Origin of the sequence: Micromonospora lupini (assembly GCF_026342015.1) — a bacterium.
GTDB lineage: Bacteria > Actinomycetota > Actinomycetes > Mycobacteriales > Micromonosporaceae > Micromonospora > Micromonospora lupini_B.
In genome coordinates this window covers 2,563,193-2,585,944 of sequence record NZ_JAPENL010000001.1, presented here as the reverse complement: position 1 = coordinate 2,585,944, position 22,752 = coordinate 2,563,193, and the positions used below count along the sequence as shown (strand labels likewise).

At 72.2% G+C, this 22,752-nt stretch carries 23 protein-coding genes; 11 read left to right on the top strand and 12 right to left on the bottom strand.

Translation table 11 applies throughout. From position 1 onward, the window contains the following. Positions 1-80 precede the first annotated feature (80 nt). Together ctaC and OOJ91_RS11320 are read left to right on the top strand one after the other, a co-directional pair. A complete protein-coding gene (gene ctaC, locus OOJ91_RS11325; RefSeq protein WP_266244555.1) occupies positions 81-1,052 on the top strand; it encodes an aa3-type cytochrome oxidase subunit II in 972 nt (323 codons plus the stop codon). A gap of 9 nt (positions 1,053-1,061) precedes the next feature. After that, positions 1,062-1,487 carry a cytochrome c oxidase subunit 4 gene (locus tag OOJ91_RS11320; protein ID WP_266244554.1) on the top strand — a complete coding sequence of 142 codons (426 nt, stop codon included), beginning with the start codon at positions 1,062-1,064 and terminating at the stop codon, positions 1,485-1,487. A gap of 255 nt (positions 1,488-1,742) precedes the next feature. On the opposite strand, the gene OOJ91_RS11315 is transcribed toward OOJ91_RS11320, so the two are convergent. The 4 genes from OOJ91_RS11315 to OOJ91_RS11300 form a co-directional block, all read right to left on the bottom strand. Beyond that, positions 1,743-1,949, bottom strand: a complete 207-nt coding sequence (locus OOJ91_RS11315; RefSeq protein ID WP_266244553.1) for a hypothetical protein — start codon at positions 1,947-1,949, stop codon at positions 1,743-1,745. Between the two features lie 238 nt (positions 1,950-2,187). Then, positions 2,188-3,252, bottom strand: coding sequence for an anthranilate phosphoribosyltransferase (gene trpD, locus OOJ91_RS11310; RefSeq protein WP_266244552.1), 1,065 nt, complete (start codon positions 3,250-3,252; stop codon positions 2,188-2,190). Between the two features lie 89 nt (positions 3,253-3,341). Further along, positions 3,342-3,737 (bottom strand): hypothetical protein, encoded by a 396-nt coding sequence (locus OOJ91_RS11305; protein ID WP_266244551.1) that lies wholly within the window; start codon positions 3,735-3,737, stop codon positions 3,342-3,344. A 105-nt stretch (positions 3,738-3,842) separates the two neighbouring features. Further along, positions 3,843-4,832, bottom strand: a complete 990-nt coding sequence (locus OOJ91_RS11300) for a cytochrome c oxidase assembly protein (protein ID WP_266244550.1) — start codon at positions 4,830-4,832, stop codon at positions 3,843-3,845. A 108-nt stretch (positions 4,833-4,940) separates the two neighbouring features. Between OOJ91_RS11300 and ctaE the strand changes: the two genes are divergently transcribed. The 5 genes from ctaE to OOJ91_RS11275 all read left to right on the top strand — a co-directional run bounded on the left by ctaE (position 4,941) and on the right by OOJ91_RS11275 (position 10,107). Next, positions 4,941-5,540, top strand: a complete 600-nt coding sequence (gene ctaE, locus OOJ91_RS11295) for an aa3-type cytochrome oxidase subunit III (RefSeq protein WP_266244549.1) — start codon at positions 4,941-4,943, stop codon at positions 5,538-5,540. Positions 5,541-5,612: 72 nt separating this feature from the next. Further along, on the top strand, positions 5,613-6,452 hold the full coding sequence (gene qcrC / locus OOJ91_RS11290) for a cytochrome bc1 complex diheme cytochrome c subunit (RefSeq protein WP_266244548.1): 840 nt from the start codon (positions 5,613-5,615) through the stop codon (positions 6,450-6,452). Between the two features lie 64 nt (positions 6,453-6,516). Continuing rightward, positions 6,517-7,605, top strand: a complete 1,089-nt coding sequence (gene qcrA, locus OOJ91_RS11285; protein ID WP_266244547.1) for a cytochrome bc1 complex Rieske iron-sulfur subunit — start codon at positions 6,517-6,519, stop codon at positions 7,603-7,605. Beyond that, the gene (qcrB, locus tag OOJ91_RS11280; protein ID WP_266244546.1) at positions 7,602-9,233 is read left to right on the top strand and encodes a cytochrome bc1 complex cytochrome b subunit; all 1,632 of its coding nucleotides are present in this window, start codon (positions 7,602-7,604) and stop codon (positions 9,231-9,233) included. Before qcrA ends, qcrB begins: the two co-directional genes overlap by 4 nt. A 193-nt stretch (positions 9,234-9,426) precedes the next feature. After that, on the top strand, positions 9,427-10,107 hold the full coding sequence (locus OOJ91_RS11275; protein WP_266244545.1) for a DUF4142 domain-containing protein: 681 nt from the start codon (positions 9,427-9,429) through the stop codon (positions 10,105-10,107). Positions 10,108-10,194: 87 nt separating this feature from the next. Here OOJ91_RS11275 and OOJ91_RS11270 read toward each other — a convergent pair whose 3' ends face one another. The 5 genes from OOJ91_RS11270 to OOJ91_RS11250 all read right to left on the bottom strand — a co-directional run bounded on the left by OOJ91_RS11270 (position 10,195) and on the right by OOJ91_RS11250 (position 16,375). Further along, positions 10,195-10,482 carry an Lrp/AsnC family transcriptional regulator gene (locus OOJ91_RS11270; RefSeq protein ID WP_007463184.1) on the bottom strand — a complete coding sequence of 96 codons (288 nt, stop codon included), beginning with the start codon at positions 10,480-10,482 and terminating at the stop codon, positions 10,195-10,197. A 664-nt stretch (positions 10,483-11,146) separates the two neighbouring features. Continuing rightward, entirely contained in the window at positions 11,147-12,016 is an 870-nt protein-coding gene (locus OOJ91_RS11265) for a nucleotidyltransferase family protein (RefSeq protein ID WP_266245375.1), read from the bottom strand. An 86-nt stretch (positions 12,017-12,102) separates the two neighbouring features. Then, the gene (locus OOJ91_RS11260) at positions 12,103-12,645 is read right to left on the bottom strand and encodes an NUDIX hydrolase (RefSeq protein WP_266244544.1); all 543 of its coding nucleotides are present in this window, start codon (positions 12,643-12,645) and stop codon (positions 12,103-12,105) included. Positions 12,646-12,698: 53 nt separating this feature from the next. Beyond that, entirely contained in the window at positions 12,699-14,492 is a 1,794-nt protein-coding gene (locus tag OOJ91_RS11255) for a RelA/SpoT family protein (RefSeq protein WP_266245373.1), read from the bottom strand. 128 nt (positions 14,493-14,620) lie between these two features. Next, positions 14,621-16,375, bottom strand: coding sequence for a DEDD exonuclease domain-containing protein (locus OOJ91_RS11250; RefSeq protein ID WP_266244543.1), 1,755 nt, complete (start codon positions 16,373-16,375; stop codon positions 14,621-14,623). 127 nt (positions 16,376-16,502) lie between these two features. On the opposite strand from OOJ91_RS11250, the gene OOJ91_RS11245 reads away from it, so the two are divergent. After that, positions 16,503-17,933, top strand: a complete 1,431-nt coding sequence (locus OOJ91_RS11245) for an NYN domain-containing protein (RefSeq protein WP_266244542.1) — start codon at positions 16,503-16,505, stop codon at positions 17,931-17,933. 127 nt (positions 17,934-18,060) lie between these two features. Here the strand turns inward: OOJ91_RS11245 and OOJ91_RS11240 are convergent, their stop codons facing one another. Both OOJ91_RS11240 and OOJ91_RS11235 read right to left on the bottom strand, forming a co-directional pair. After that, positions 18,061-18,393, bottom strand: a complete 333-nt coding sequence (locus OOJ91_RS11240) for a hypothetical protein (protein WP_266244541.1) — start codon at positions 18,391-18,393, stop codon at positions 18,061-18,063. Positions 18,394-18,426: 33 nt separating this feature from the next. After that, complete coding sequence (locus OOJ91_RS11235; RefSeq protein WP_266244540.1) at positions 18,427-18,819, bottom strand: hypothetical protein; 393 nt, start codon at positions 18,817-18,819, stop codon at positions 18,427-18,429. 306 nt (positions 18,820-19,125) lie between these two features. Here OOJ91_RS11235 and OOJ91_RS11230 point away from each other — a divergent pair, with 306 nt between their 5' ends. The 3 genes from OOJ91_RS11230 (at position 19,126) to OOJ91_RS11220 (ending at position 22,064) form a co-directional block, all read left to right on the top strand. After that, a complete protein-coding gene (locus OOJ91_RS11230; protein WP_266244539.1) occupies positions 19,126-19,341 on the top strand; it encodes a hypothetical protein in 216 nt (71 codons plus the stop codon). A 342-nt stretch (positions 19,342-19,683) separates the two neighbouring features. Further along, complete coding sequence (locus tag OOJ91_RS11225; RefSeq protein ID WP_266244538.1) at positions 19,684-20,943, top strand: M48 family metallopeptidase; 1,260 nt, start codon at positions 19,684-19,686, stop codon at positions 20,941-20,943. Further along, positions 20,940-22,064 carry a glycosyltransferase family 4 protein gene (locus OOJ91_RS11220; RefSeq protein ID WP_266244537.1) on the top strand — a complete coding sequence of 375 codons (1,125 nt, stop codon included), beginning with the start codon at positions 20,940-20,942 and terminating at the stop codon, positions 22,062-22,064. Before OOJ91_RS11225 ends, OOJ91_RS11220 begins: the two co-directional genes overlap by 4 nt. A 13-nt stretch (positions 22,065-22,077) precedes the next feature. Here the strand turns inward: OOJ91_RS11220 and OOJ91_RS11215 are convergent, their stop codons facing one another. After that, the gene (locus tag OOJ91_RS11215) at positions 22,078-22,746 is read right to left on the bottom strand and encodes a lysophospholipid acyltransferase family protein (RefSeq protein ID WP_266244536.1); all 669 of its coding nucleotides are present in this window, start codon (positions 22,744-22,746) and stop codon (positions 22,078-22,080) included. Positions 22,747-22,752: the final 6 nt, after the last annotated feature.

Here is a 22,752-nt window from a genome sequence, read left to right as displayed (position 1 = left end):
TAATCTGCGACCGTCGGTGACGCCTTTGCCGCCGGTGCTGAGGAACGACGCACCGCGGCGCGCTAGGGAGGCAGGACCAGGTGGTCGCAAGGAGTTCGGAGGTACGGCCGTCGGCCGTACGGCACGGTGCTGCGCCAGGAGTCGGTGGACGCCGGGGACGCGGTGCTGGTCGGTTGGCCGGGCTCGGTCTCGGGGGCGTGGCTCTGCTGGTTCTGCTCACGGGCTGTGACGTGGGGCAGACGTTCGACGGCTTCGGTTGGCCGCAGGGTGGCATCACGCCCGAGTCGCACCGGATGTACGACCTGTGGATCGCCTCCTGCGTCGCCGCGCTCGCGGTCGGCGTCTTCGTGTGGGGCCTGATCTTCTGGTGTGTGGTGCGCTACCGCAAGCGCGGCAACGCCCTGCCGGTGCAGACCCGCTACAACCTGCCGATGGAGTTCCTCTACACCATCGCGCCGATCCTGATCGTCTCCGTGCTCTTCTACTACACGGCGATCGTGCAGACCGACGTCGACAAGCTGTCGAAGAACCCGGACGTCACTGTCGAGGTCGTCGCCTTCAAGTGGAACTGGCAGTTCAACTACCGCGACGGTCAGGGCACGGAGGCCCGCACCACCGCGTCGACGCTCGGCACCAGTGAGGTCATCCCGGTGCTCGTGCTGCCGACCAACCGGTCCATCCGGTTCGAGGAGACCAGCCGCGACGTCATCCACTCGTTCTGGGTGCCGGAGCTGCTGTTCAAGCGGGACGTCATGCCGGGCAAGATCCGCAACGTCTTCGAGGTCTCCAGCCTGGACGCCGAGGGCGCGTACGTCGGCCGCTGCGCCGAGCTGTGCGGCAGCTACCACGCGTTCATGAACTTCGAGCTGCGGGTGGTCTCGCCGGAGAAGTACGACCAGTTCCTCGCGGCCAAGCAGAGCGGCAAGTCGACGCAGGACGCCCTCGCCCAGATCGGCGAGGAGCCGTACGCGCAGACCACGCAGCCGTTCGACACCCGACGGACGCAGAGCAACTTCAACCCGGACGACGCTCCGGCCCGCACGGGAAGCTGAGGCAGCCGCATGAAGACCGAGTGGCGTATCTTCCTGATCATCGCCGGGTTCCTCTTCGGCGCCACCATCCTCTACGGCGCCTGGACCCACGGTGAGTCTGGCAACGTCGAGTGGGTAGGCACCGTTGCCCTGCTGCTGTCGTTCCTGCTCTGCTCGATGTGCGGTGGCTTCTTCTGGTTCGTCTCCCGCCGGATCGACCTGCGCCCGGAGGACCGGCCGGACGCCGAGATCTCCGACGGCGCCGGTGAGGTCGGCTTCTTCAGCCCGGGCAGCTACTGGCCGTTCGGTCTGGCGCTGGCCGCCGCGACCGCCGCGCTGGGCATGGTGTTCTGGCAGTTCTGGCTGATCGGCCTCGGCCTGCTGGCGGTCGTCTTCGCCGCCTGTGGCCTGCTGTTCGAGTACTACACCGGCACCCGGCGCACCGCCGAGCACTGATCCACCCGGTCGCTCGCGACCGACCTGCGTGACGAAGGCCCGCATCCCATCGGGGGAGCGGGCCTTCGTCGTGGCGCACCGTGGTCGGCTCCGCGTCCGCGGTGCCGTGGTCGAGGCCGGGTCGGCCGCGCCGTGGTCGGCTCCGCGTCGGCGGCGCCGTGGTCGAGGCCGGGTCGGCCGCGCCGTGGTCGGCTCCGCGTCGGCGGCGCCGTGGTCGAGGCCGGGTCGGCCGCGCGGGCGGCGTCGACCGAGGGGTCAGGCGGCGTGGCGGTGGGCGGGCTGGCGACGTCGGCGGTCGGCCAGCCGGGTGACGCCGACGGTGTACGTGGCGATCACCACGGCGGCGCCGCAACCGGTGCAGACCAGCTCGGGGCAGTCGCTGCCGTGGCCGTCGACGCAGGGCGGCGCCTCGAACGGTGCCACGTCCTCGCAGACGTCGCAGTAAAGCTCGTGATGCGACACGGGCGTCTCCTCTTCACTCCAGGCGACAGGCCCCCGAAATGCGACAGCGACGCACAACGGAAGCGGAGAATCACTCGCCTGTAGTTTCCCACGCGGGTCCGACAAATCTCCGCGGCCACCGCTCGGGCACCCCGGTCACGACGTGATCCACTCGAGATCAGGGAAGTCGCGGCATCGCGACCGGCCGGACAGCGCCGCTCCCCGGAACCCGGGTCGGTCACGCTCCCGGTGGCGAGGGTCAGGCGGTGGCGGCGGTCTCGGCGGTGGTCGCGGTCTCGATCCAGCGGTCCAGGGTGGCAGCCGCCGCGCCCGAGTCGATGGACTCGGCGGCACGGTCCAGGCCGGCCCGCAGCGCCTCGGTCAGGTCACCGTCCAGCGGACCCTGGGTCGCCAGCGCCGCCGCCGCGTTGACAAGCACCGCGTCGCGGACCGGACCGGTCTCACCGGCGAGCAGGCGACGGGCCACGCCGGCGTTGTACGCGGCGTCACCGCCGCGCAGGTCACCGAGGGTGGACCGGGGTACCCCCAGGTCGGTCGCGTCCAGCACGGCCTCGCGTACGGTGCCGCCCTGCGCCGCCCACACCCGGGTCGGCGCGGCGGTGGTGAACTCGTCCAGCCCGTCCTCGCCGCGCATCACCAGCACCGAGTCGCCCCGGGCGGCGAACACGCCGGCCATCACCGACGCCATCCGTGCGTCGAAGCAACCGACGGCGCCGGCGCGGGGTCGGGCCGGGTTGGTCAACGGGCCGAGGAAGTTGAACACGGTGGGGACGCCCAGCTCGCGGCGGACCGGCCCGGTGTGCCGCATCCCCGGGTGGAACCGGGCGGCGAAGCAGAACCCGATGCCTGCCTCGGTGACGCAGCGCACGATGGCGTCCGGGTCGAGGTCGAGCGGGACGCCGAGGAACTCCAGCAGGTCGGCGGTGCCGCACAGGGAGGACGCCGCCCGGTTGCCGTGCTTGACGACCCGGACGCCGGCGCCCGCCACGACAAGCGCGGCCATGGTGGAGATGTTGACCGTGTGGGCGAGGTCGCCGCCGGTGCCCACCACGTCCAGAGCGGTCGAGCGCAACTCGTCGGGGAGGTCGACCGGGACGGCCCGGCTCAACATCGTCTCCACCAGGCCGGCCAGCTCGGCCGAGGTCTCGCCCTTGGCTCTCAGGGCCACGGCGAAGCCGGCGACCTGCGCCGCGCCCGCCGAGCCGGCCATGATCTCGCCCATCGCCCAGGCGGTGTCGGCGGTGGACAGCTCCTCGCCGCGCACCAGCGAGTTGAGCAGGTGCGGCCAGGTCCGATCGCCCATGGCGGGCCTCCCGAGCGTACGAAGTGCGGGTGGGCTGGAACCGGCGCCGGCCTGTCCGGCGCCGCGTCGGTGCCGGAGAGCGGGGAACGTCAGGCGGGTGCGTGCGTCCGCAGCAGCTCGGCAACCGTGCTGCCGGTGGTCACCGGGTCGAGCGGGTGTACAAGCGTCGCGTCGACCTCGGCGAACGCGGCGAGCCATCGGTCCGCGGCGCGGGCGATCACCAGGCAGGTGGGAGGGGCGTCGTCCCGATCGTCCTTGATCTGGCGGGCGATGCCGATGCCGCCGCCGGGGCTCGCCTCGCCGTCGAGCACCAGCAGGTCGATCTCGTAGTCGTCGACGAGCCGGATCGTCTCGGCGTACGTCGACGCGTCGACGAACTCGATCTGCAGCCCGGGCGCGGGCCGGGTGCCGACAGCGAGCCGCATCCGGTCACGGACCTGCGGGTCGTCGCTGTAGAGCAGGACGGTGCACAGACGATCGCTCATGGCTGACAGGCTCCCACCTCGTAGCTGCCCGCCGATCGTACCGGTCGACGTGACGTAGCCGACATCCCGCCCGACGCCCCGCCGCCGGCGTACCGTCTGCGCAGCTCAGGTCGTCGCGGCGTCGGCGGCGCGGTCGCGGGCCTCCTGGCGGTCCAGCTCGCGGTCGACCCGGCGGGCCTCCCGCTCGGACTGCTTCACCCACTGCACGACGAGCACCGCGAGCATGGTCACACTGACGAACTCGCCGCCGGCCCAGAGGATGCCCCCGGCGACCACCTGGTCGGCCTTGGGGTCGGCCCAGCTCAGGTGGAGCGACGGGTACCAGTCGCCGCCGAAGAGGGTGGTGCTCTGCATGATGGTGAGCCCGAGCACGGTGTGGAACGGCACGGAGAGCAGCATCAACAGGGCCCGCGCCGGGTACGGCCAGCGGCCCGGGAGCGGGTCGAGGCCGAGCAGCGGCCAGAAGAACACGCAGCCGGTCATGATGAAGTGCGCGTGCACCAGCTCGTGCGCCCAGGCGTGTTCCAGGGTGAAGCGGTACAGGTCGCTGAAGTACAGCGCGAACGGGTTGACCACGAAGATGGCGAACGCCACCAGCGGAAAGCTGTAGACCCGGGCGACGCGGCTGTGCACGATCGCCAGGAGGCGCTTGCGCGGCCCGACCGGCAGGGTCCGCAGGGCCAGCGTCATCGGCGCGCCCAGCGCCAGGAAGATCGGCGACACCATGGAGAGCACCATGTGCTGGACCATGTGCACCGACAGCAGCGTGGTGTCGTACGCGTGCAGGCCGCTGACCGTGACCAGGGCGATGCCGCCGAGGCCGGGCCCGAGGAAGAACGCCGTACGGGCGATCGGCCAGCGGTCCCCGCGGACGCGCAACCGGTGCACCCCGTAGAGGTAGAGGCCGGCGGCGAGCACCAGGCCGAGGGCCAGCCAGCTGTCCAGCCGGGTCTCGGTCAGCACCGCGCCGACGGTGAACGGTGGCGGGGTCGCCTCGGCCCCGGCGGCGAGCGTGGACGGGCCTGCCACAGTGGCCGCGAACACATCGGCCGGGACGGCCGAGGTGGCGGCGAGGATCGGATCGACGTGCAGCACGCTTTTCAGGCTAGGCCAGGCGAACCGGACCCTGACGGTCGGGCCACGGAAGGCGCAGGTTTGCCACCCCGCTGATCGCCGGCCCCGGTCAGGGGCAATAATGACGGCGTGACTGCGGCCCCAGCCATTGACAAGAGCCGGATCCACTCTCTGACGCGACCCAACATGGTCAGCGTCGGGACGATCGTGTGGCTCTCCAGCGAACTCATGTTCTTCGCGGCGCTCTTCGCGATGTACTTCTCGATCCGCGCGGCTGCGCCGGAGCAGTGGGAGAAGCACACCGAGTCGCTGAACATCCCGTACGCGACCACCTTCACGGTGATCCTCGTGCTGTCCTCGGTGACCTGCCAGCTCGGCGTCTTCGCGGCGGAGAAGGGTGACGTGCACGCGCTGCGCCGCTGGTTCACCGTCACCTTCGTGATGGGCCTGATCTTCGTGCTCGGCCAGGTGAACGAGTACCGCCACCTGGTGGAGGACGGCGTCAGGATCAACGGCGACGGCTACGGCTCGATGTTCTACCTGACGACCGGCTTCCACGGCCTGCACGTGACCGGCGGTCTGATCGCCTTCATCATCTTCATGGTCCGCACGACCATGGGCCGGTTCACGCCGGCGCAGGCGACCTCGGCGATCGTCGTGTCGTACTACTGGCACTTCGTCGACGTCGTGTGGATCGGGCTGTACGCCATGATCTACTGGCTTCAGTGATCTTGGCGCGTCACGAACCGCGCCGCTGCTCCGTCCCCTGAGACAAGGTCCAACCGGTTAAGGACACAGCTCATGACTTCTGACAACGACCGCCGACGCGGCCTGCTCGCGCGGTTGCGCGGGCGGCCCGCCGCGCGCAGCAGGGGCCGCCGCCGGCTGGGCGCCGCGGTCCGGCTGTTCGCCGCGCTGATGCTCGCCGGCGGCGCCTACACCGTCTTCGCCCCCGGTGCGCAGGCGCAGGACAATCCGCCGCTGACCGGCGCCGCAGCCGAGGGCAAGGCGCTGTTCGACGTGAGCTGTGTGACCTGCCACGGCCGCAACGCCCAGGGTGTCGAGGGTCGCGGGCCGAGCCTGATCGGCGTCGGCGCGGCCTCGGTCGAGTTCCAGGTCAGCTCGGGCCGCATGCCGCTGGCCCGCCAGGAGGCCCAGGCGCACCGCAAGCCGCCGGTCTTCACCGACGAGCAGGTCCGCCAGCTCGGCCAGTACATCCAGGAGCTGGGTGGCGGCCCGGTCGTCCCGGGCACCGAGGAAAACCTCCACGGGGACGGCAACGTCGCGGCCGGCGGCGAGCTGTTCCGGATCAACTGCTCCCAGTGCCACGCCTTCGGCGGCGGCGGCGGCGCTCTCTCGTCGGGCAAGTTCGCCCCGAGCCTGCACCCGGCGACCGACCGGCAGATCTACGCGGCGATGCTGAGCGGCCCGCAGAACATGCCGGTGTTCGGCGACAACCAGATCACGCCGGAGCAGAAGGCCGACATCATCGCCTACATCCAGGAGACGCTGAAGACCGACCAGGACCCGGGCGGGTTCAACCTCGGTCGGTACGGGCCGTCCACCGAGGGCCTGGCGATCTTCCTGGTTGGCATTGTGGCGCTCGTGTTCGCTAGCCTGTGGATTGCGGGTAAGTCGTGACCGAGCGGATCGTCAGATTCAGTGCCGTGGTGCCGCTCGGCGCCACCCGTAGCGAGGTGACGGCATGAGCACGCACACCGAGCACCAGGCCCCGCAGGGCCGGGAGCCGCTCGACGTGAACGACCCCGGGCTGACCCGGTTCGACATCGTCCGTGAGGGCGCGCGTCGGGACGACATCGAGATCGTGCACTACGAGCCGCAGGTGCTGCCCGGCACGAAGGCCGAGCGTCGGCTGACCCGGGTGGTGGCCGGCTTCTTCCTGATCACCGGCCTGGCGGCGACCGCGTTCCTGGCCATCTACATCTGGTGGCCGTGGCAGTACGCGCCGGGCCGCGGCGGCGACAAGTTCTACACCCCGCTGCTGGGCGCCACCCTCGGCATCGCGCTGCTCGCCGTCGGCTTCGGCATCCTGACCTGGGGCAAGAAGTTGCTGCCCAAGGAGGTCTCGATCCAGGACCGGCACGAGGGCGCGGTGGACGCCGACGGTCGCACCATCACCGGCCAGACCATGCTCTACATGGCCGACGAGCTGGGTGTGAAGCGTCGTCCGCTGCTCGGCATCTCGCTGCTGGCCGGCCTCGCGCCGGTCGCCGCGGTCGCGGCTGCGCCGCTGGTCGGCGGTCTGATCTCGCAGCCGCACAAGAACAACCAGATGTTCACCACCGGGTTCGCCACCGCCGAGGGTGGCCAGCGGATCCGCCTCGTCCGCGAGGACGGCCGCCCGGTGCGCCCGGCGGACGTCAGCACCGGCGGCCAGCTGACGGTCTTCCCGGGCATCGAGCACGGTGTGAGCAACAGGCACGCCGACTCGCCGACGCTGCTGATCCACCTGCGGGACTCGGACGCGCAGGAGTCGCGCCGGGCCAACGAGCGGGTAGGCCACGGCGACTACATGTGGGGCAACTACGCGGCGTTCTCCAAGATCTGCACGCACGCCGGCTGCCCCGCGAGCCTCTTCGAGCAGCAGACCAACCGCCTGCTCTGCCCGTGCCACCAGTCCCAGTTCCTGATCACCGACAACGCCCGGCCAGTTTTCGGCCCCGCCAGCCGGCGGCTGCCGCAGCTGCCGATCGAGGTGGACTCCGAGGGCTTCTTCGTGGCGAAGTCCGACTACACCGAGACCGTCGGGCCTGATTTCTGGGAGCGGCCATGAAGCGTCGAAAGTTTGACCTGGCAGCCACGCCGGGCAAGGCCGCGGTGGGGGTGGACGACCGCTTCCAGGTGGCCACCCCGCTCCGTCGGCTGCTGAACAAGGTCTTCCCTGACCACTGGTCGTTCCTGCTGGGCGAGATCGCGCTGTTCTCGTTCATCGTGCTGCTCCTGACCGGTGTGTTCCTCACCTTCTTCTACGAGCCGGCGATGACCGAGGTGGTCTACGACGGCAGCTACGCGCCGTTGCAGGGCACGCCGATGTCCGCCGCGTACGCCTCGAGCCTGGACCTGTCGTTCGATGTCCGCGGCGGCCTGGTGATGCGGCAGATGCACCACTGGGCGGCGCTGCTGTTCATGGCCGCGATCGTCGTGCACATGCTGCGGGTGTTCTTCACCGGCGCCTTCCGCAAGCCGCGCGAGACCAACTGGATCATCGGCTCGCTGCTGTTCTGGGTCGGCTTCCTGGCCGGCTTCACCGGCTACTCGCTTCCGGACGACGGTCTGTCCGGCACCGGCCTGCGGATCGCCTCGGCGATCATGCTGTCCATCCCGGTGATCGGCTCTTGGCTCACGTCGTCGATCTTCGGTGGCGAGTTCCCCGGCACGATCATCATCAGCCGGTTCTTCATCGCCCACGTCCTGCTGATCCCGGGCCTCCTGCTCGCGTTGATCAGCGCCCACCTGGGCTTGGTCTTCAAGCAGAAGCACACCCAGTGGCCCGGCCCCGGCCGGACCAACGGCAACGTGGTCGGCGAGCGGATGTTCCCCCGCTACGCGCTGAAGCAGGGCGGCTTCTTCATGGTCGTCTTCGGCGTCATCGCGCTGCTTGGCGGTCTGTTCCAGATCAACCCGATCTGGCTGTTCGGCCCGTACGAGGCGTGGGTGGTCTCGGCCGCCAGCCAGCCCGACTGGTACGTCATGTTCCTCGACGGCTCGACCCGACTCATGCCGGCCTGGCAGCTCAACATCCCGATCGGCGACGGGTACGTCATCCCGCCTCTGTTCTGGCCGACTGTCGTGCTGCCCGGCATCCTGGTCGGCCTGTCGACGATGTACCCGTTCCTGGAGGCCCGGCACCTCAAGGACCGCAAGAGCCACAACCTGCTCCAGCGGCCCCGCGACGTTCCGGCCCGTACGGCCGTCGGCGCCATGGCCGTGGCCTTCTACGTCGTGTTGACGCTCTCGGGCGCCAACGACGTGATCGCCGACAAGTTCCAGATCAGCCTGAACGCGATGACCTGGGCGGGCCGTGTCGGCCTGCTGGTGGTCCCGCCGCTGGCGTACTACATCACCTACCGGCTCTGCCTGGGTCTGCAGCAGCACGACCGGGAGGTGCTCGCGCACGGCGTGGAGACCGGCATCATCCGGCGCCTGCCGGACGGCCGGTTCGTCGAGGTGCACCAGCCGCTCAGCGCGGCGAACGGGCACGCTGACGGCCACGGTGAGCTGGACTACGTCGGCTGGGTCGTGCCGAAGAAGATGAACCGGCTCGGGGCCCTCGGCCCGGCGGTCCGGGGCTTCTTCTACCCGATCGAGAAGCCTGTCGAGGCTCCGGTCTCGCCGGGTCACCCGCCGGTCGAGCCCCGGCCCGAGCGCGCGGAGATCGGCAGCGGCGAGAGCCGCCACTGACCCCGACCGCACCGTCACGTGGCGCCCGCCGGACTTCCGGCGGGCGCCACGTCGTTGTCGGTGTCCCGTCACCCATCCGAGCAGGAGTCGGACGGCCACGGCGGGACCGGTCGACCCCGCGCGCCGGGCGATCGCAGGAATAACCCCCGTGAGCCGGGTATCCGTGCTGTCCAACGTCTCTAGGGGGGGAAGCATGTTGGGTCTCAAACGCCTCGGCCTGTTGGCCGCGCTGGTGCTGGTAGGCGTCGCGCCGGCTGTGGCCGCGCAGGCCGCGGCACAGCCGTCGACGCAGGACACTCAGTATCTGCAGGCGGTGCACCAGGTGAACCTGTTCGAGATCACCGCCGGTGACCTGGCTCAGCAGAAGGGCCAGAACCAGGGGGTCAAGGACCTGGGCGCGATGTTGAAGACCGACCACACCCAGCTGGACCAGACGGTGCAGCAGACCGCGTCCCAGCTCAACGTCGAACTGCCGAACGAGCCCAGCGCCGATCAGCAGGCGGTCATCGACAAGTTGAACAACGCCAGCGGCGCGGAGTTCGACAGGCTCTGGGTGACAAGTGAGCTGGCCGGTCACGTCCAGTCCATCCAGGCCACCCAGACGGAGATCTCGCAGGGCTCCGAGCAGTCGGTGGTCCAGTTGGCTACGACCGCGCTGCCGACGCTGCAGGCGCACTACGACGAGCTGGTCCAGCTCGCCAACCAGCTCGGCATCCCGGTCCCGCAGACCAGCGCCAGCGGTACGCCCAGCCCGGGTACCTCGTCGCAGGCTCCGGGTGGCACCACCGAGTCGCCCGCTCCGAGCGGTGGCATCACCGAGTCCCCGGAACCGGGCCTCGGCACCACCGAGCGGCCCGCTCCCAGCGAGAGCTGACGTAGCGGCAGCAGACGGCCGGTCCACTCGAAGGGGTGGACCGGCCGCGCCGCGTCCGGCGCCGGCCGGCCCACGCGGCCCGGCGGGTCAGTCGGCGTCGGCGAGGCCGATCGCGAACGTCTCCTCGAGGTCGAGCTGGGAGTACGCCCGGAACGCGATGTGCGACTCCGTGTTCAGCACACCCGGCACCTTGGAGATGCTGCCCGCGATGACCTGCGCGATCTGGTCGAACTCGCGGACCCGGACGATGGCGATGAGGTCGACGTGCCCGGCCACCGAGTAGACCTCGCTGACGCCTGTGACATTGGCCAGGGTCTCCGCCACCTCGGGAATCGCGTCGGTGGCGCAGTCGATCAGCACGATCGCGGTGATCACGGGGCAATTCTCCGTTCGTCGGCGTCGTCGTTCATGCTAGATGTCTCCGACCGGACCGGCAGAGGGTGCACCCCGTCGCGTCGGCTTCGTCGACCTGGCCCCGGTGTGGCGCGCGGCTCTGGCGTGCTGTGTGCTGCCTGCTGCGCGGCCTGGCGTGTCGCGTGAAGTCGGCGTGCCGTGTGGGGTTGACGGGTTCCTTTGGGGCCGTGTGGGAGTGGCGTCGCGGTGGCGTGCCGCCTGGGCGCCTGCCACCTGCCGCCGCCTGGCCTGGGCGCCGTTGTCATCGGCCGTCTGGAACGTTCCGGGACCGCCGAGCCCGTGTCGCCGGTGAGCCATATACCTGCGAGTCATAAATATGACGCTCAGGTATATCGCTCACAGAGGTATATGCCGCCGGGCTGCCCGGGCTGCCCGGGCTGCCCGGGCTGGCGGGTTGCCGGGCCGCCGGGCCGGCGGGCTGCCCGGGCTTGCGGGTCGCTGGGCTGCCGGGCCGCCGGGCTGCCCCGGCTTGCGGGTCGCTGGGCTGCCGGGCCGCTGGGCTGCCCGGGCTGGCGGGCCGCTGGGCCGCCGAGCTGGCGGGTCGCTGGGCTGCTGGGCTGCCCGGCTGGCGGGTAGCCGGGCTGCCGTGTCTGGTGGGTCGGCCGGCGCGGGGCGTCAGGCCGGCTCAGCCGTGCGCGGCGGCCTGGACCGTGCAGTCGTCCCCGAACCGGATCACGTCGTGCAGCCGTTCGCCGTCGCGTACGAGCGCGCCCGGCCACACCACGGTGCGGCGCACGTCGCCGTCCACCCGTGCGCCCGCGCCGACCACCGACTCCACGCAGCTGCCGGTCACGGTCGCGGAGGGGTCGACGAGAGCACCGCCGGCTGCGGCGTGCAGGTTGGCCGCCAGGTAGTCGGCGGGGGTACCGGTGTCGTAGAAGGTGCCCGGGTAGGGCACCACCTCCAGCGCGCCGGCCGCCTCGGCGGGCCGCCACACCGCGCGTACCAGGTCGGAGAAGGTCACCGGCAGGTCGCGGACCAGCCGCCACGGCAACAGCGAGAACCCGGTGAAGCAGTGTCCGGCGAAGGTGCCGGGCGCCGTCGGGTCGGCGGCGGGCTGGCCGAGCAGGCGTACGGAGGTCCCGTCCCAGCCGTCCAGCAGCGCGGCCACGTCGGGGCCCGGGGGAGTGGCGGCGTCGGCCAGGTATGCGTCGGCGTTGCCGACCAGCACCGGCCGGCCGTCGATCCAGTCTCGCAGGTTGGCCACCCCACCGGCGGTGCCGAGCGGGTCGCCGGGCTCCACCGACAGGTGGGCGCGATCGTCGACGTGTGTGACCACCTGGTCGGCGAGGTAGCAGGCGTTCACCGCGACGCGTGCGGGACCACTCAGACCGAGGCCGGCCAGACGGGCCAGCGCCCGGTCCAGCAGTGCCACGTTGCCGACCGGGCAGAGCGCCTTGGGCACCCGTGCGGTGAGCGGGCGCAGCCGGGTGCCCTCACCCGCGGCGAGCACGACCGCGCACAGCTCGGCCGGCACCGAAGCCCGACCGGCCATGGCAGCCCGACCGGCCATGGCAGCCCGACCGACCATGGCAGCCCGACCGACCATGGCAGCCCGACCGGCCATGGCAGGCCGGCCGGTCATGGCAGGTCGTCGGGGATCGGGGGCGGGAACTGCCCGGCCAGTGGCCCGATGTCGTAGTAGGCGAGCAGCCGGGCCGTCGGCCAGGTCAGCTTGGGCAGGTCGTCCAGCGGATGCCAGGCGGCCTCGAAGACCTCCGCGCCGTCGACCGCCAGCTCGGTGCTGGACGCCGGCACCTCCGTCTCGAAGACCATGTCGACCCAGCCCTTGGCGTGCACGATCGCGTTCGGCGCCGCCGGGCGCAGCCGGGACGGCGGCAGCCGGATGCCGGACTCCTCGAACAGCTCGCGGGCCGCGCCCACGACCGGTGGCTCCGCCCGATTGAGCAGGCCGGCGGGCAGCGACCAGCCCTTGCCGGGGGGCTGGCGCAGCATCAGCAGCCGGCCCGCGCCCGTCGCCTCGGCATCCCGGACCAGAGTGACCGCCCCGACGATGTACTTGGGCACGGCCAACTTGACCAGACGACGGCGCACCGGCAGCGGCAGCCGGTAGAAGGCCTGGTAGAAGATGGCCCGACCGGTGGCGCGGGAACGGGGGATCATGACCCCAGGTTAGTGGTCACGAATGTCCCTCGGACGCGCTGGGGGCCGGACGGTCACTGTCGATGGTCGACCAGGTCGATGAGCTGGCGTACCACGGTGTCCGGTTCGATCACCCGGTCGAAGACCGCGACGAGCAGGGTCTCCAGGTCGGGATAGCCCAGCTCCTCGGAGAGCCGCAGCAGCGGCAGGTCGCTGGCGAGGCCGCGGTTGTGCTGGCGCAGGGCGAGCCCGATGGTGGCCCGGCCGAGGCGGACCTTGTCGCTGATGGTGATGCCCGGCTCGGTGTGCTCGGCGAACCACCTGTTGATCTGCATCTGCGCGTGCGGCGACTTGACGAAGCCCAGCCACTCCTTGCGGGGGCCGCGTGGCGCCACGCCTGCCTCGAAGCCGTTGTCGCCGTCGTTCTCGGTGAAGATCTCCACCACGTCGCCCTCGTCCAGCTCCGAGCTCAGCGGCGCCAGCCGGCCGTTGATCCGGGCGGCGAGACAGTGGTCGCCCCGCTGGCTGCCCAGCTCGTACGCCAGGTCGACGGGTGTGGCGCCGGCCGGCAGCACCACCTGACGCCCGTCGGAGAAGACCTGGATCTGGCCCTCGGCGAGGTCGCAGCGCAGCGACTCGTAGAACTGCGCCGGGTCGGCGGCGTCCGGCTCCCAGTCGAGCACGCGGCGCAGCCAGTCCAACTGCTCGGCCCGGGCCGCCGCGCTGCTGCTGCCCGAGCGCGGGAAGCGGAAGTCGGCGGCGATGCCGTACTCGGCCGAGCGGTGCATCTCCTCAGTGCGGAGCAGCACCTCCACCGTGCGGTCCTGCGGGCCGCAGACGCTCGTGTGCAGCGAGCGATAGAGGTTGTTCTTCGGTGAGGCGATGAAGTCCTTGAAACGGCCCGGGACGGGCCGCCACGTGCCGTGGATCGCGCCCAGCGCGGCGTAACAGTCGGTGGCCGGGCCGTCGACAACCACCGAGATGCGGGGCAGGTCGTACGGGGCGGTGTGGCCGCCGGCGATGGTGTCCTTCCAGATCGAGTAGAGGTGCCGGGGACGCGGGCTCACCACGGCGTCGACCCGGCTGCGGCGCAGCGCCACCCGGGCCTGTGTCACCACCGAGTCGAGGTACGAGTCCCAACCGGGCCGATCGTGCACGTGCCGGGCCAGCCGGGCGTGCTCGTCGGGCTCCAGGTGCAGCAGCACCACGTCGTCCAGCTCGCGCTTGAGGGTCTGGATGCCCAGCCGGTCGCAGAGCGGGACCAGCACCTCCTGGGTCTTGCGGGCGATCCGTTCCCGCGACGCCGCGGAGCGCACACCGAGCGTACGCATGTTGTGCAGCCGGTCGGCCAGCTTGATGATCAGCACTCGGACGTCCTTGGCGGCCGCGACGATCATCTTGCGGACCGTCTCCGCCTCGGCGGCCTTGCCGTAGAACGCCTTGTCGAACTTGGTCACCCCGTCGACCAGGTGGGCCACCTCGCCGCCGAAGTCCTCCGACAGCGCCTGGAGCGTGTAGCGGGTGTCCTCGACTGTGTCGTGCAGCAGCGCCGCCACCAGGGTCGTGGTGTCCATGCCCAGCTCGGCGCAGATCTGCGCCACCGCGAGGGGATGGGTGATGTACGGTTCCCCGCTCTTGCGGAACTGGCCGCGGTGCATGTTCTCCGCGATCGTGTACGCCCGGCGCAGCACGGCGGGGTCGGTGCCGGCGTGGATGCCCCGATGGGTGCGGACCAGGTGGGTGACCGGGTCGGAGTCGGTGGTCGGCCAGGTGAGCAACGACCGTAGTCGGCGGGTCAGGGGCAGCTCACCCGACTGGGTCGGCAGGGCGCCCCCCAGGGCGGCGCCGTGTCCGGCGTCGACGTCCACGAGGGACACCTCCTCACCCCGGCTCCGCGACCGCCGGACCGGGCGATCGGGAGCAGGCCCACGAAACGGGCAGGACTGCACTTCTCTAACAGCCTAAGGGAGTCGACGTAGTCCGATCGGTCAGTTGGTCATGAGCGTTCGGTCGAGAGTTGGTGCGACGCCCCGCTCTCGGCCTTCGCCAGCAGGTCACGGAACCGGCCCGCCCCGCCCGCCGGCGAGGACCAACCGGACGACATCTCGACCAGCCGGGTCTCCGGCCGCTCCAACCAGGACAGGATGCGCTCGGATTCCTCAGCCGTGGCCGACGGCACCGGGCCGTGCCCGCCCGACACCGTCTCGGCGGTGGCCCGGATCGCGTTCAGGGTGGGTCGCGGGTGGACGCCTGGCGGGGACACCCCGGCGCCGGCCAGGCGACCGTGCCGGACCAGGGCCAGCTCCCAGCCGCCCCGGGCGGCCGGCCGGGCGGCGGCCAGCTCCACGATCGAAGTGAGCGCCGCCAGCCGCTGCATCCGCACGGTGGCGCGCAGCACCGCGGCCAGCCGGGACCGCACCACGGCGGCCTCCTCGTAGCGCTTGTCGGCCGCGAGCACGTCGATCCGGGCCAGCAACGCGTCCACCACGGGCTGCGGGTCGCTGGCGGTGGCGGTGCGGAACGGCCCGGCGGCTCTGTCGTCGTACTCCTCAGGGGTGATCTTGTGCTCGCAGGGCGCCGGGCAGCGACCCAGCTCGGCCAGCGCGCAGGCCGGCGTGACGGTGCGCAGCGAGAGCCGGTGCGTGCACTGGCGCAGCGGCACCGCGTCGTGGAAGCCGGCGGCGGCCAGCTCGGCGGCCCGCCGGGAGGTGAAGGGCCCGAGGTAGGCGGTGTCCGTGGGGGAGAGGTCCCGGACGATCGACAAGCGGGGGTACGGACCGTCGGTCAGCTTGAGCCAGACCATCCGTTCCGGATATTTCGACCGTCGGTTGTACGGAGGCGCGTGCGCGGCGATCAGGCGCAGCTCGCGGATCTCCGCCTCCAGCGAGTGGGCGCACTCCACTGCCTCGACCCGCTCGGCGGCGGCCAGCATCTCGGAGATCCGGGCGCGCTTCTCGGCCGCGGTGAAGTAGCTGCGCACCCGGGTGGCGATGTCGACCGAGGTGCCCACGTAGAGCGGCCGGTCGTCGGCGGCCCGGAAGATGTAGACCCCGGGAACCTTGGGCAGCCCCTCGGCCAGGTGCCGCTTGCGGCGCTGCGTCGGGGTGACCGCGCGGGCGAACTCGATGGCGTCGCCGACGGTGTCGACCCGGTGCCCACCGAGCCGGCCGATCAGCCCGTGCAGCACGTCGACGGTGGCCTTGGCGTCGTCGAGCGCCCGGTGGGTGGGCTGGGTGGCGGTGCGGAAATAGGCCGCCAGGGTGCCCAGCTTGCGGTTGGGCACCTCGTCGCGGGTCAGCACCCGCCGGGCCAGCGCCGCCGTGTCCAGCACGCGCGGGTTGGGCCAGCGGTGACCGTGCTTCGCGCAGGCGGCCTTGAGGAACCCCACGTCGTACGGGGCGTTGTGGGCGACCAGCACCGCGTCGGCGATGAACTCCAGGAAGCTGGGCAGCACCTGCTCGATCGGGGGCGCCGGCACCAGCATGGCCTGGGTGATCCCGGTCAGCACGGTGATGAACGGCGGAATCGGCTGCCCCGGGTTGACCAGGGTGGCCAGCTCACCCAGTTGCTCGCCGCCGCGCACCTTGACCGCGCCGATCTCGGTGATGCCGCCGCCGTCGGGGGCGCCTCCGGTGGTCTCCAGGTCGACCACCACGAAGGTCGTCGCGTACAGCGGCAGGGCCGGGTCCACCCCGCCCACCGCCGGGTCGAGACCGGCAAGTGACTCCTGGACGTACTCCGCCTGTGCCATCGGCGGCACGCTAGCGCCTCGGTCCGACACTCCCGTCGCAGCAGTCCCAGCAGTCACCATGGGGCTAGGATGAGAGATCGGCTCACTCACCGGGCGGTGGGCCCGGTCGCGGTGGGAGACTTGCCACATGCCCCTCACCGAGCCGCACGACGACCACCTCCCGCAGGAGGATCCGGTCGCCGTCGACGGTGCCGTGGGCGACCCGGACATCGGTGACACACCTGCCGATTCGGGTGGTGACCCGCCTGTCGAGCCGGAGCCGACGCTGCCCGAGCCGGTTCGGCAGCGGATCGTGGCGCTGACCGCCACCGTGCTGCCCACCCTGCCCGCCGACGAGGTGCCCGTGCCACTGCGCCGGGTGGCCAAGTTCGCTCCCAACCGCCGGGCCCGGCTCGGCGCCCCGGCCATCGCCGCACAGCTCACCGCCGACCCGCTGTTCCGGCAGCGGGTCACCGCGCGGGTGCTTGCCGACGCCGGCGACCTCGGCGCGGCAGTGGTCGAGGGCACCGCGCCGGCCGCCGCCGACCCGGTCGAGGTGGCCGCGCTGGCCTACCTGGCCCGGCCCCGTGGCTGGCGGGAGCTGATCGACGCCAGCGGCGCGGCGGTCCGCGCCGAGGCGGACAGCGCGGTCGTGGCCGAGCTGGTCCGCGAGGCCGAGCAGCGGGCCACCCGCGCCGAGCACGACCGGGCGGTGGCCCGGGTCGAGGCCGAGAAGCTCCGCGACGAGCTGGCGCGGGTCCGTGAGGAGTTGGGCCAGCTCCGCGAGGAGTCCCGTCAGCTGGCCCGTACCCTGCGCGAGACGCAGGCGCGTGAGCGCAAGGCCACCGAAGTCCTGGCTACCGAACGCGGCCGGGCCGCACGCGCCAGCGCCGACGTGGACGCCGAGTTGCGCCGCGCCCGTGCCCGGCTCGCCGAGGCGGAGGCCGCCGCCGGGGTGGCCCGGGCCAGCGCGAAGGAGGCACGTTCGGTCGACGACGCCCGCCTCTGGCTGCTGCTGGAGACCATCGGCCAGGCCGCCGTCGGGCTGCGCCGGGAGCTGGCGCTCGACCCGGTGGACAAGCTCCCCGCCGACTTCGTCGCCGACGCGTTCGCCGAGCAGCCGGGCACCGCCCCGGCCGGCCCGGCAGCCCGTGCCCGCGACACCGACGACCCGGCCCGGTTGGACCAGCTGCTCGCCCTGCCCCGGGCGCACCTCGTGGTGGACGGCTACAACGTCACCAAGCGCGGCTTCGGCGAGATGTCCCTGGAGCAGCAGCGCAAGCGCCTCATCACCGGGCTGGGCGGGATCGCCGCGCAGACCGGTGACGAGGTCACAGTCGTGTTCGACGGCGCCGAACGGATGCACGGGCTGCCCCCGGCGCCCCGCGGCGTCCGGGTGCTCTTCTCCCGCAAGGGCGAGACCGCCGACGAGCTGATCCGCCGCCTGGTCCGCGCCGAGCCGGCGGGCCGTCCGGTCGTCGTGGTCTCGTCCGACCGCGAGGTCGCCGACGGCGTACGCCGGCACGGGGCGTACCCGCTGGGGGCCGACTCGCTGCTGCGCCGCCTCGCCCGCTCCTGAGGGCCGCAGGCCGCAGGCCGCCCGGTGATCGACACGAGTTCGGCGATGTCGGGGTGTCCCGGCCGTCGGAACACCCCGATATCACTGATCTGGAGTGGATCTCGAACTCTCGGGTGCCCAGGTGCCGTTAGACGCAGTGGGAGACGGCGGGGTTCGGGTCGTGGCCCGTGTTGACGTAGTCACCGGCGAGCATGCCGCTCGCGTTGCCGTAGAACGCGTTGTACCAGACGGTGTCGCCGTTTACCGACGAGCCGGTCGCCCAGCAGTTCAGGTAGACCGAGTGGCCCTTCGGGATCGTGAGGATGACCGAGCACTGCGAGTTGTTCAGCCACTGGCAGTAGCGCAGGTTCAGGTCGGTCTGGGTCTGGAAGGTGCCACCGGCGAACGCGGGGGTGGCGACGAGGCCGACCGCTGCGGTCACCGTGACGGCGCACGCGGCCAAAAGGCGTCGTGGATTCATGTCTGCACCTCGATCAGGGGTCGACGCGGGCGGTCAGTAGGAGCAGTAGGGGGAGTCCATGATGTCGAGGGCGACCGCGTAGCCGTACGGCTCGAGGTTTGCCAGCTCGCCCGGCGCGATGCAGACCCAGTCGCCGTTGGAGTAGAAGATCTTCGCGCCGTCGTCGTTGCGGCTGTTGTAGACCCAGTCGGCGCCCCGGCTGCGGGAGCCGAGGGTCTGGTAGTAGTTGTCCTGGAACGACGCGGTCGGCGAATTGCCGTTGTACGGGTTCCCGGTCACCCAGAAGCAGACGCGGGGGTAGTTGCAGCCGAATGCCGAGGTGGCCTGCGCCGGCGTGGCGACGAGGCCGCTCGCGGCCGTCGCGGCGCCCGCGAGGAGCGCGACGGCCGAGAGGCGGGAGCGTGTGGTCGAGGATGGTCCGCGCATGTCGAGTCCTCCGTGGGTCGACCTGGGGTTCGGCCGGTTCCGCTCGGCCGTGGCATCACGATCGCAGTGGCCACCATGGACGGAACAGGCGCTTGACCGGCAGTTGACCGGCGATTGGCGCGGCACGGGATCGCCGATGTCGCGGTGTCCGACCGGCCGGGATACCCCGATTTCGCTGATCTGGAGTCGATCTAGCCCTCAACGGGCGGTTCTGTCGTACCCGGTGGATAGCGTCGATGTTACCGACGGTGCTCGGGCGACGACGACAGGGCGTCGGCTGCGCAGCGCGAGCGATCAGGAGGAGCGATGCTCATCGACTGCGACGGGTGCGCGAAGCGGGCCGACGGCTGTTCCGGCTGCCCGCTGACCGCCCTGTTCGACGAGACGTCCCCGGCGGCCGGGCTGGTCGCCGCCGAGGTCGAGGCGATCGAGGTGTTCGCCCGGGCCGGCTTCGACGTCGAGGTGCTGGCCGCGCCCGCGCGGCCCGACGTCGCCGCACGCCGGGTCCGCCGGGTGGCCTGAGTTCCCGCACGCCGGTCCGCCGCGCGGTCCGACGTCGCCGCACGCCGGGTCCACCGGCTCGACCTCCCCGCACACGCCGGTCCCGCCGCGCGGCTCGACGTCGCCGCGCACGCCAGGTCCGCCGCGCGGCCCGACGTCCCCGCACGCCGGCTGGCCTGAGGGTCAGCGCTGCCGCCCGCCGGGCGGCGGAGCGCGACACCGCGGGCGAAGCGGGCTTTTCGCGGGCCATAGGATGGGCGGTCACGGCGGGAGGAGCGGCGGGATGAGCGGGGTACGACGTGAGCACGGCGGGCTCGTCGGTGCTGCGCGGGCCCATTGTGTGGCGCGCGCGGCGGTGCCCCGGTGACTCCGCGCGGGTGGGCGCTGCTGACGCTGGCCGGGTTGACGGTGGCCCTGCTGGTGACCGCCGCGTTGTTCATTCCCTGGCACCGGCCGCCGGCGCCCCGCGCCGACCAGCTCGCCGCGCTGCGTGACCTCCCGGCGGAGCAGGTGGCCAAGGGGCGCGAATTCCGTGCCGCGCTGCGCCCCGGGAGCTACGCCGCGCTCGCCGTCGGGCTACTGATCGCCGTCGCGCTCGGCCTCACCCCGCTGGGCAGCCGCCTCGTCGAGCTGGTGGGCCGGCCGTTCGGTGGGCACTGGATCGCGCAGGCGGTGCTCGGTGGGCTCGCCGTGGTGCTCGTCGCCGACCTGCTCACCCTCCCGTTCGCCGCCTGGCGGCAGAGCGTGCTGACCCGCTACGGGCTGAGCACCAACGGGTGGAACGGCTGGGCCGTGGACCTGCTCAAGTCGTACGCGGTGAGCGCCGTGATCGGCGCGGTGGCGCTGTTCGGCTTCTACGCGGTCATCCGGCTCGCGCCGCGCTGGTGGTGGGCGTTCGGGGCGGCGGGCGCGGCGCTGCTGGTGGTGCTGCTCTCGTTCGTGCTGCCGGTGCTGGTGGAGCCGGTGTTCAACAAGTTCACCCCCATGGAGCAGGGCGCGCTGCGCACCGAGCTGATGAGCATGGCCGCCCGCGACGGCGTCCCGGTGCGCGACGTGCTGGTCGCCGACGCCTCGCGGCGCACCAGGGCGGTCAACGCGTACGTCTCCGGCCTCGGGCCGACCCGCCGGGTTGTCGTCTACGACACGCTGCTGAGCGAGGCCACCCCGGCCGAGGTGACCGCGGTGGTGGCGCACGAGCTGGGCCACGCGAAGGACTCCGACGTGGCGGTGGGCACGCTGACCGGGGCGCTGGGCGCCGCCGCTGCCGTGGTGGCGCTCTACCTGCTCGGCTCGTGGGGGCTGCTGCTGCGGTTGGCAGGCGTCGACTCGGTGGCCCATCCGCGCGCGTTTCCGCTGCTGATCGCCCTGGTCACGGTGGCCGGCCTGGTCGCCACCCCGGTGCAGGCGCTGCTGTCGCGGCGGGTGGAGGCGCGCGCCGACGCGCACGCGCTCGCGCTCACCGGCGACCCGGTGTCGTTCGAGTCGATGCAGCGCCGGCTCGGCTCGGTAAACCTCGGCGACCCCGATCCGCCGCGCTGGGAATACCTCTACTCGGCCTCGCATCCGTCCACCGTGGAGCGGATGGCCGCCGCCCGCGCGTACGCCCGGGAGGCCGCCCGATGAACCGCACGCTGCTGATCACCAACGACTTCCCGCCCCGGCCGGGCGGCATCCAGTCCTTCGTGCACAACCTCGCCGTGCGTCAGCCGGCCGGGTCGGTGGTGGTGTACGCGTCGAGCTGGCGGGGCGCCGCGAAGTTCGACGCCGACCAGCCCTTCGAGGTGATCCGCGAGCGCACCCGGGTGCTGCTGCCCACCCCGCTGATCGCCCGCCGGGCGGCCCGCCTCGCCCGCGCGTACGACTGCGACACGGTGTGGTTCGGCGCGGCGGCCCCGCTGGGGTTGCTCGCCGCGGGCCTGCGCCGACGGGCTGGCGTCCGCCGGGTGGTGGCGCAGACCCACGGGCACGAGGTCGGCTGGGCGGCGCTGCCGGCGGCCCGGCCGGCGCTGCGGCGCATCGGTCGGGGTGTGGACGTGACCACCTACCTCGGTGAGTACACCCGTGTCCGGCTGGCCCGCGTGCTGGACGGGCTGACCGACCTGCGCCGGCTGGCGCCGGGGGTGGACGTGGACGCCTACCACCCGACTGTGGACGGTGAGCCGGTCCGGGCCCGATTGGGGCTGACCGACCGGCCGGTGGTGGTCTGCGTGTCCCGGCTGGTGCCGCGCAAGGGTCAGGACATGCTGATCCGCGCGCTGCCGGAGATCCGTCGCCGGGTGCCCGACGCGGCGCTGCTGATCGTCGGCGGTGGGCCGTACCGGGCGACCCTGGAAAAGCTGGCGCGGCAGACGGGCGTCGAGCGGGACGTGGTGTTCACCGGTTCGGTGCCGGCGGCCGAGCTGCCGGCGCACTACGCGGCCGGTGACGTCTACGCGATGCCCTGCCGCACCCGCAACCGTGGCCTGGACGTGGAGGGGCTGGGCATCGTCTACCTGGAGGCGTCCGCGACCGGCCTGCCGGTGGTGGCCGGGGACTCCGGCGGCGCCCCGGACGCGGTCCGTGAGGGAGAGACGGGGTACGTGGTCCGCGGCCGGGACGTCGCCCAGCTCGCCGACCGGGTCGCCCGCCTGCTCGCCGACCGGGACCTGGCCCGCCAACTGGGCGCGGCGGGCCGGGCGTGGGTGGAGCGGGAGTGGCGCTGGGAGGCGCAGGCGCAGCGGATGGCGGCTCTGCTCGCCGGCTGACCGCCGCCCGTGCTCAGGTGCGGGCCGGCCGGGGCGGGGCGTAGTGGGGCACGTACTCCTGGTCGGTGAGCCGTTGGATCGCGGCCATCACCTCGTCGGTGATCGTCCGGATGTCGCGGGGCCCGGTGATGCGCTCGGCGACGGGGATCGGCGGGCCGAACCGCAGGGCGACCGGGTGTCGGCGGGGCAGTCGCGCGTCGACAGGCAGGACCTCGGCGGTGCCGAGCACGCCGACCGGGATGATCGGCACCTCGGCGTCGCGGGCGAGCCGGGTCATGCCGGTCCGACCCCGGTAGAGCCGTCCGTCGGGGGAGCGGGTGCCCTCCGGGTAGATGGCGACGAGACCGCCCGCGCGCAGCACCGGCACGGCCGCGTCGAGGGCCGTGAGGGCTGCGCGGCCGCCGGCGCGCTCGACCCGGATGGCGCCCATGCCGGCGACGATCTGCCGGCTGAGCCAACCACCCGGGCCTCGGCCGGTGAAGTACTCGGCCTTGGCCCAGAAGGTGACGTGGCGCGGCGTCAGGCAGCCGAGGAGCACCTCGTCGGCGACGGACAGGTGGTTGCTGGCGAGGATCGCGCCGCCGTGGCGGGGCAGGTGCTCCAGTCCTTCCACGCGGGGCCGCCAGCCCAGCCGCAGGGTGGCGCCGACTGTCAGTTTGCCGATGTCGTACAGCAGGGGCACGTCTTC

What these genes read in the sequence shown, in the direction of transcription:
- OOJ91_RS11320 (WP_266244554.1), top strand. Translation starts at nt 1,062, where the DNA reads ATGAAGACCGAGTGGCGTATCTTCCTGATCATCGCCGGGTTCCTCTTC.
- trpD (WP_266244552.1), bottom strand. Translation starts at nt 3,252, where the DNA reads ATGGGCGATCGGACCTGGCCGCACCTGCTCAACTCGCTGGTGCGCGGC.
- OOJ91_RS11305 (WP_266244551.1), bottom strand. Translation starts at nt 3,737, where the DNA reads ATGAGCGATCGTCTGTGCACCGTCCTGCTCTACAGCGACGACCCGCAG.
- qcrC (WP_266244548.1), top strand. Translation starts at nt 5,613, where the DNA reads ATGACTTCTGACAACGACCGCCGACGCGGCCTGCTCGCGCGGTTGCGC.
- qcrA (WP_266244547.1), top strand. Translation starts at nt 6,517, where the DNA reads ATGAGCACGCACACCGAGCACCAGGCCCCGCAGGGCCGGGAGCCGCTC.
- qcrB (WP_266244546.1), top strand. Translation starts at nt 7,602, where the DNA reads ATGAAGCGTCGAAAGTTTGACCTGGCAGCCACGCCGGGCAAGGCCGCG.
- OOJ91_RS11275 (WP_266244545.1), top strand. Translation starts at nt 9,427, where the DNA reads ATGTTGGGTCTCAAACGCCTCGGCCTGTTGGCCGCGCTGGTGCTGGTA.
- OOJ91_RS11265 (WP_266245375.1), bottom strand. Translation starts at nt 12,016, where the DNA reads ATGGCCGGTCGGGCTTCGGTGCCGGCCGAGCTGTGCGCGGTCGTGCTC.
- OOJ91_RS11260 (WP_266244544.1), bottom strand. Translation starts at nt 12,645, where the DNA reads ATGATCCCCCGTTCCCGCGCCACCGGTCGGGCCATCTTCTACCAGGCC.
- OOJ91_RS11250 (WP_266244543.1), bottom strand. Translation starts at nt 16,375, where the DNA reads ATGGCACAGGCGGAGTACGTCCAGGAGTCACTTGCCGGTCTCGACCCG.
- OOJ91_RS11245 (WP_266244542.1), top strand. Translation starts at nt 16,503, where the DNA reads ATGCCCCTCACCGAGCCGCACGACGACCACCTCCCGCAGGAGGATCCG.
- OOJ91_RS11240 (WP_266244541.1), bottom strand. Translation starts at nt 18,393, where the DNA reads ATGAATCCACGACGCCTTTTGGCCGCGTGCGCCGTCACGGTGACCGCA.
- OOJ91_RS11235 (WP_266244540.1), bottom strand. Translation starts at nt 18,819, where the DNA reads ATGCGCGGACCATCCTCGACCACACGCTCCCGCCTCTCGGCCGTCGCG.
- OOJ91_RS11230 (WP_266244539.1), top strand. Translation starts at nt 19,126, where the DNA reads ATGCTCATCGACTGCGACGGGTGCGCGAAGCGGGCCGACGGCTGTTCC.
- OOJ91_RS11220 (WP_266244537.1), top strand. Translation starts at nt 20,940, where the DNA reads ATGAACCGCACGCTGCTGATCACCAACGACTTCCCGCCCCGGCCGGGC.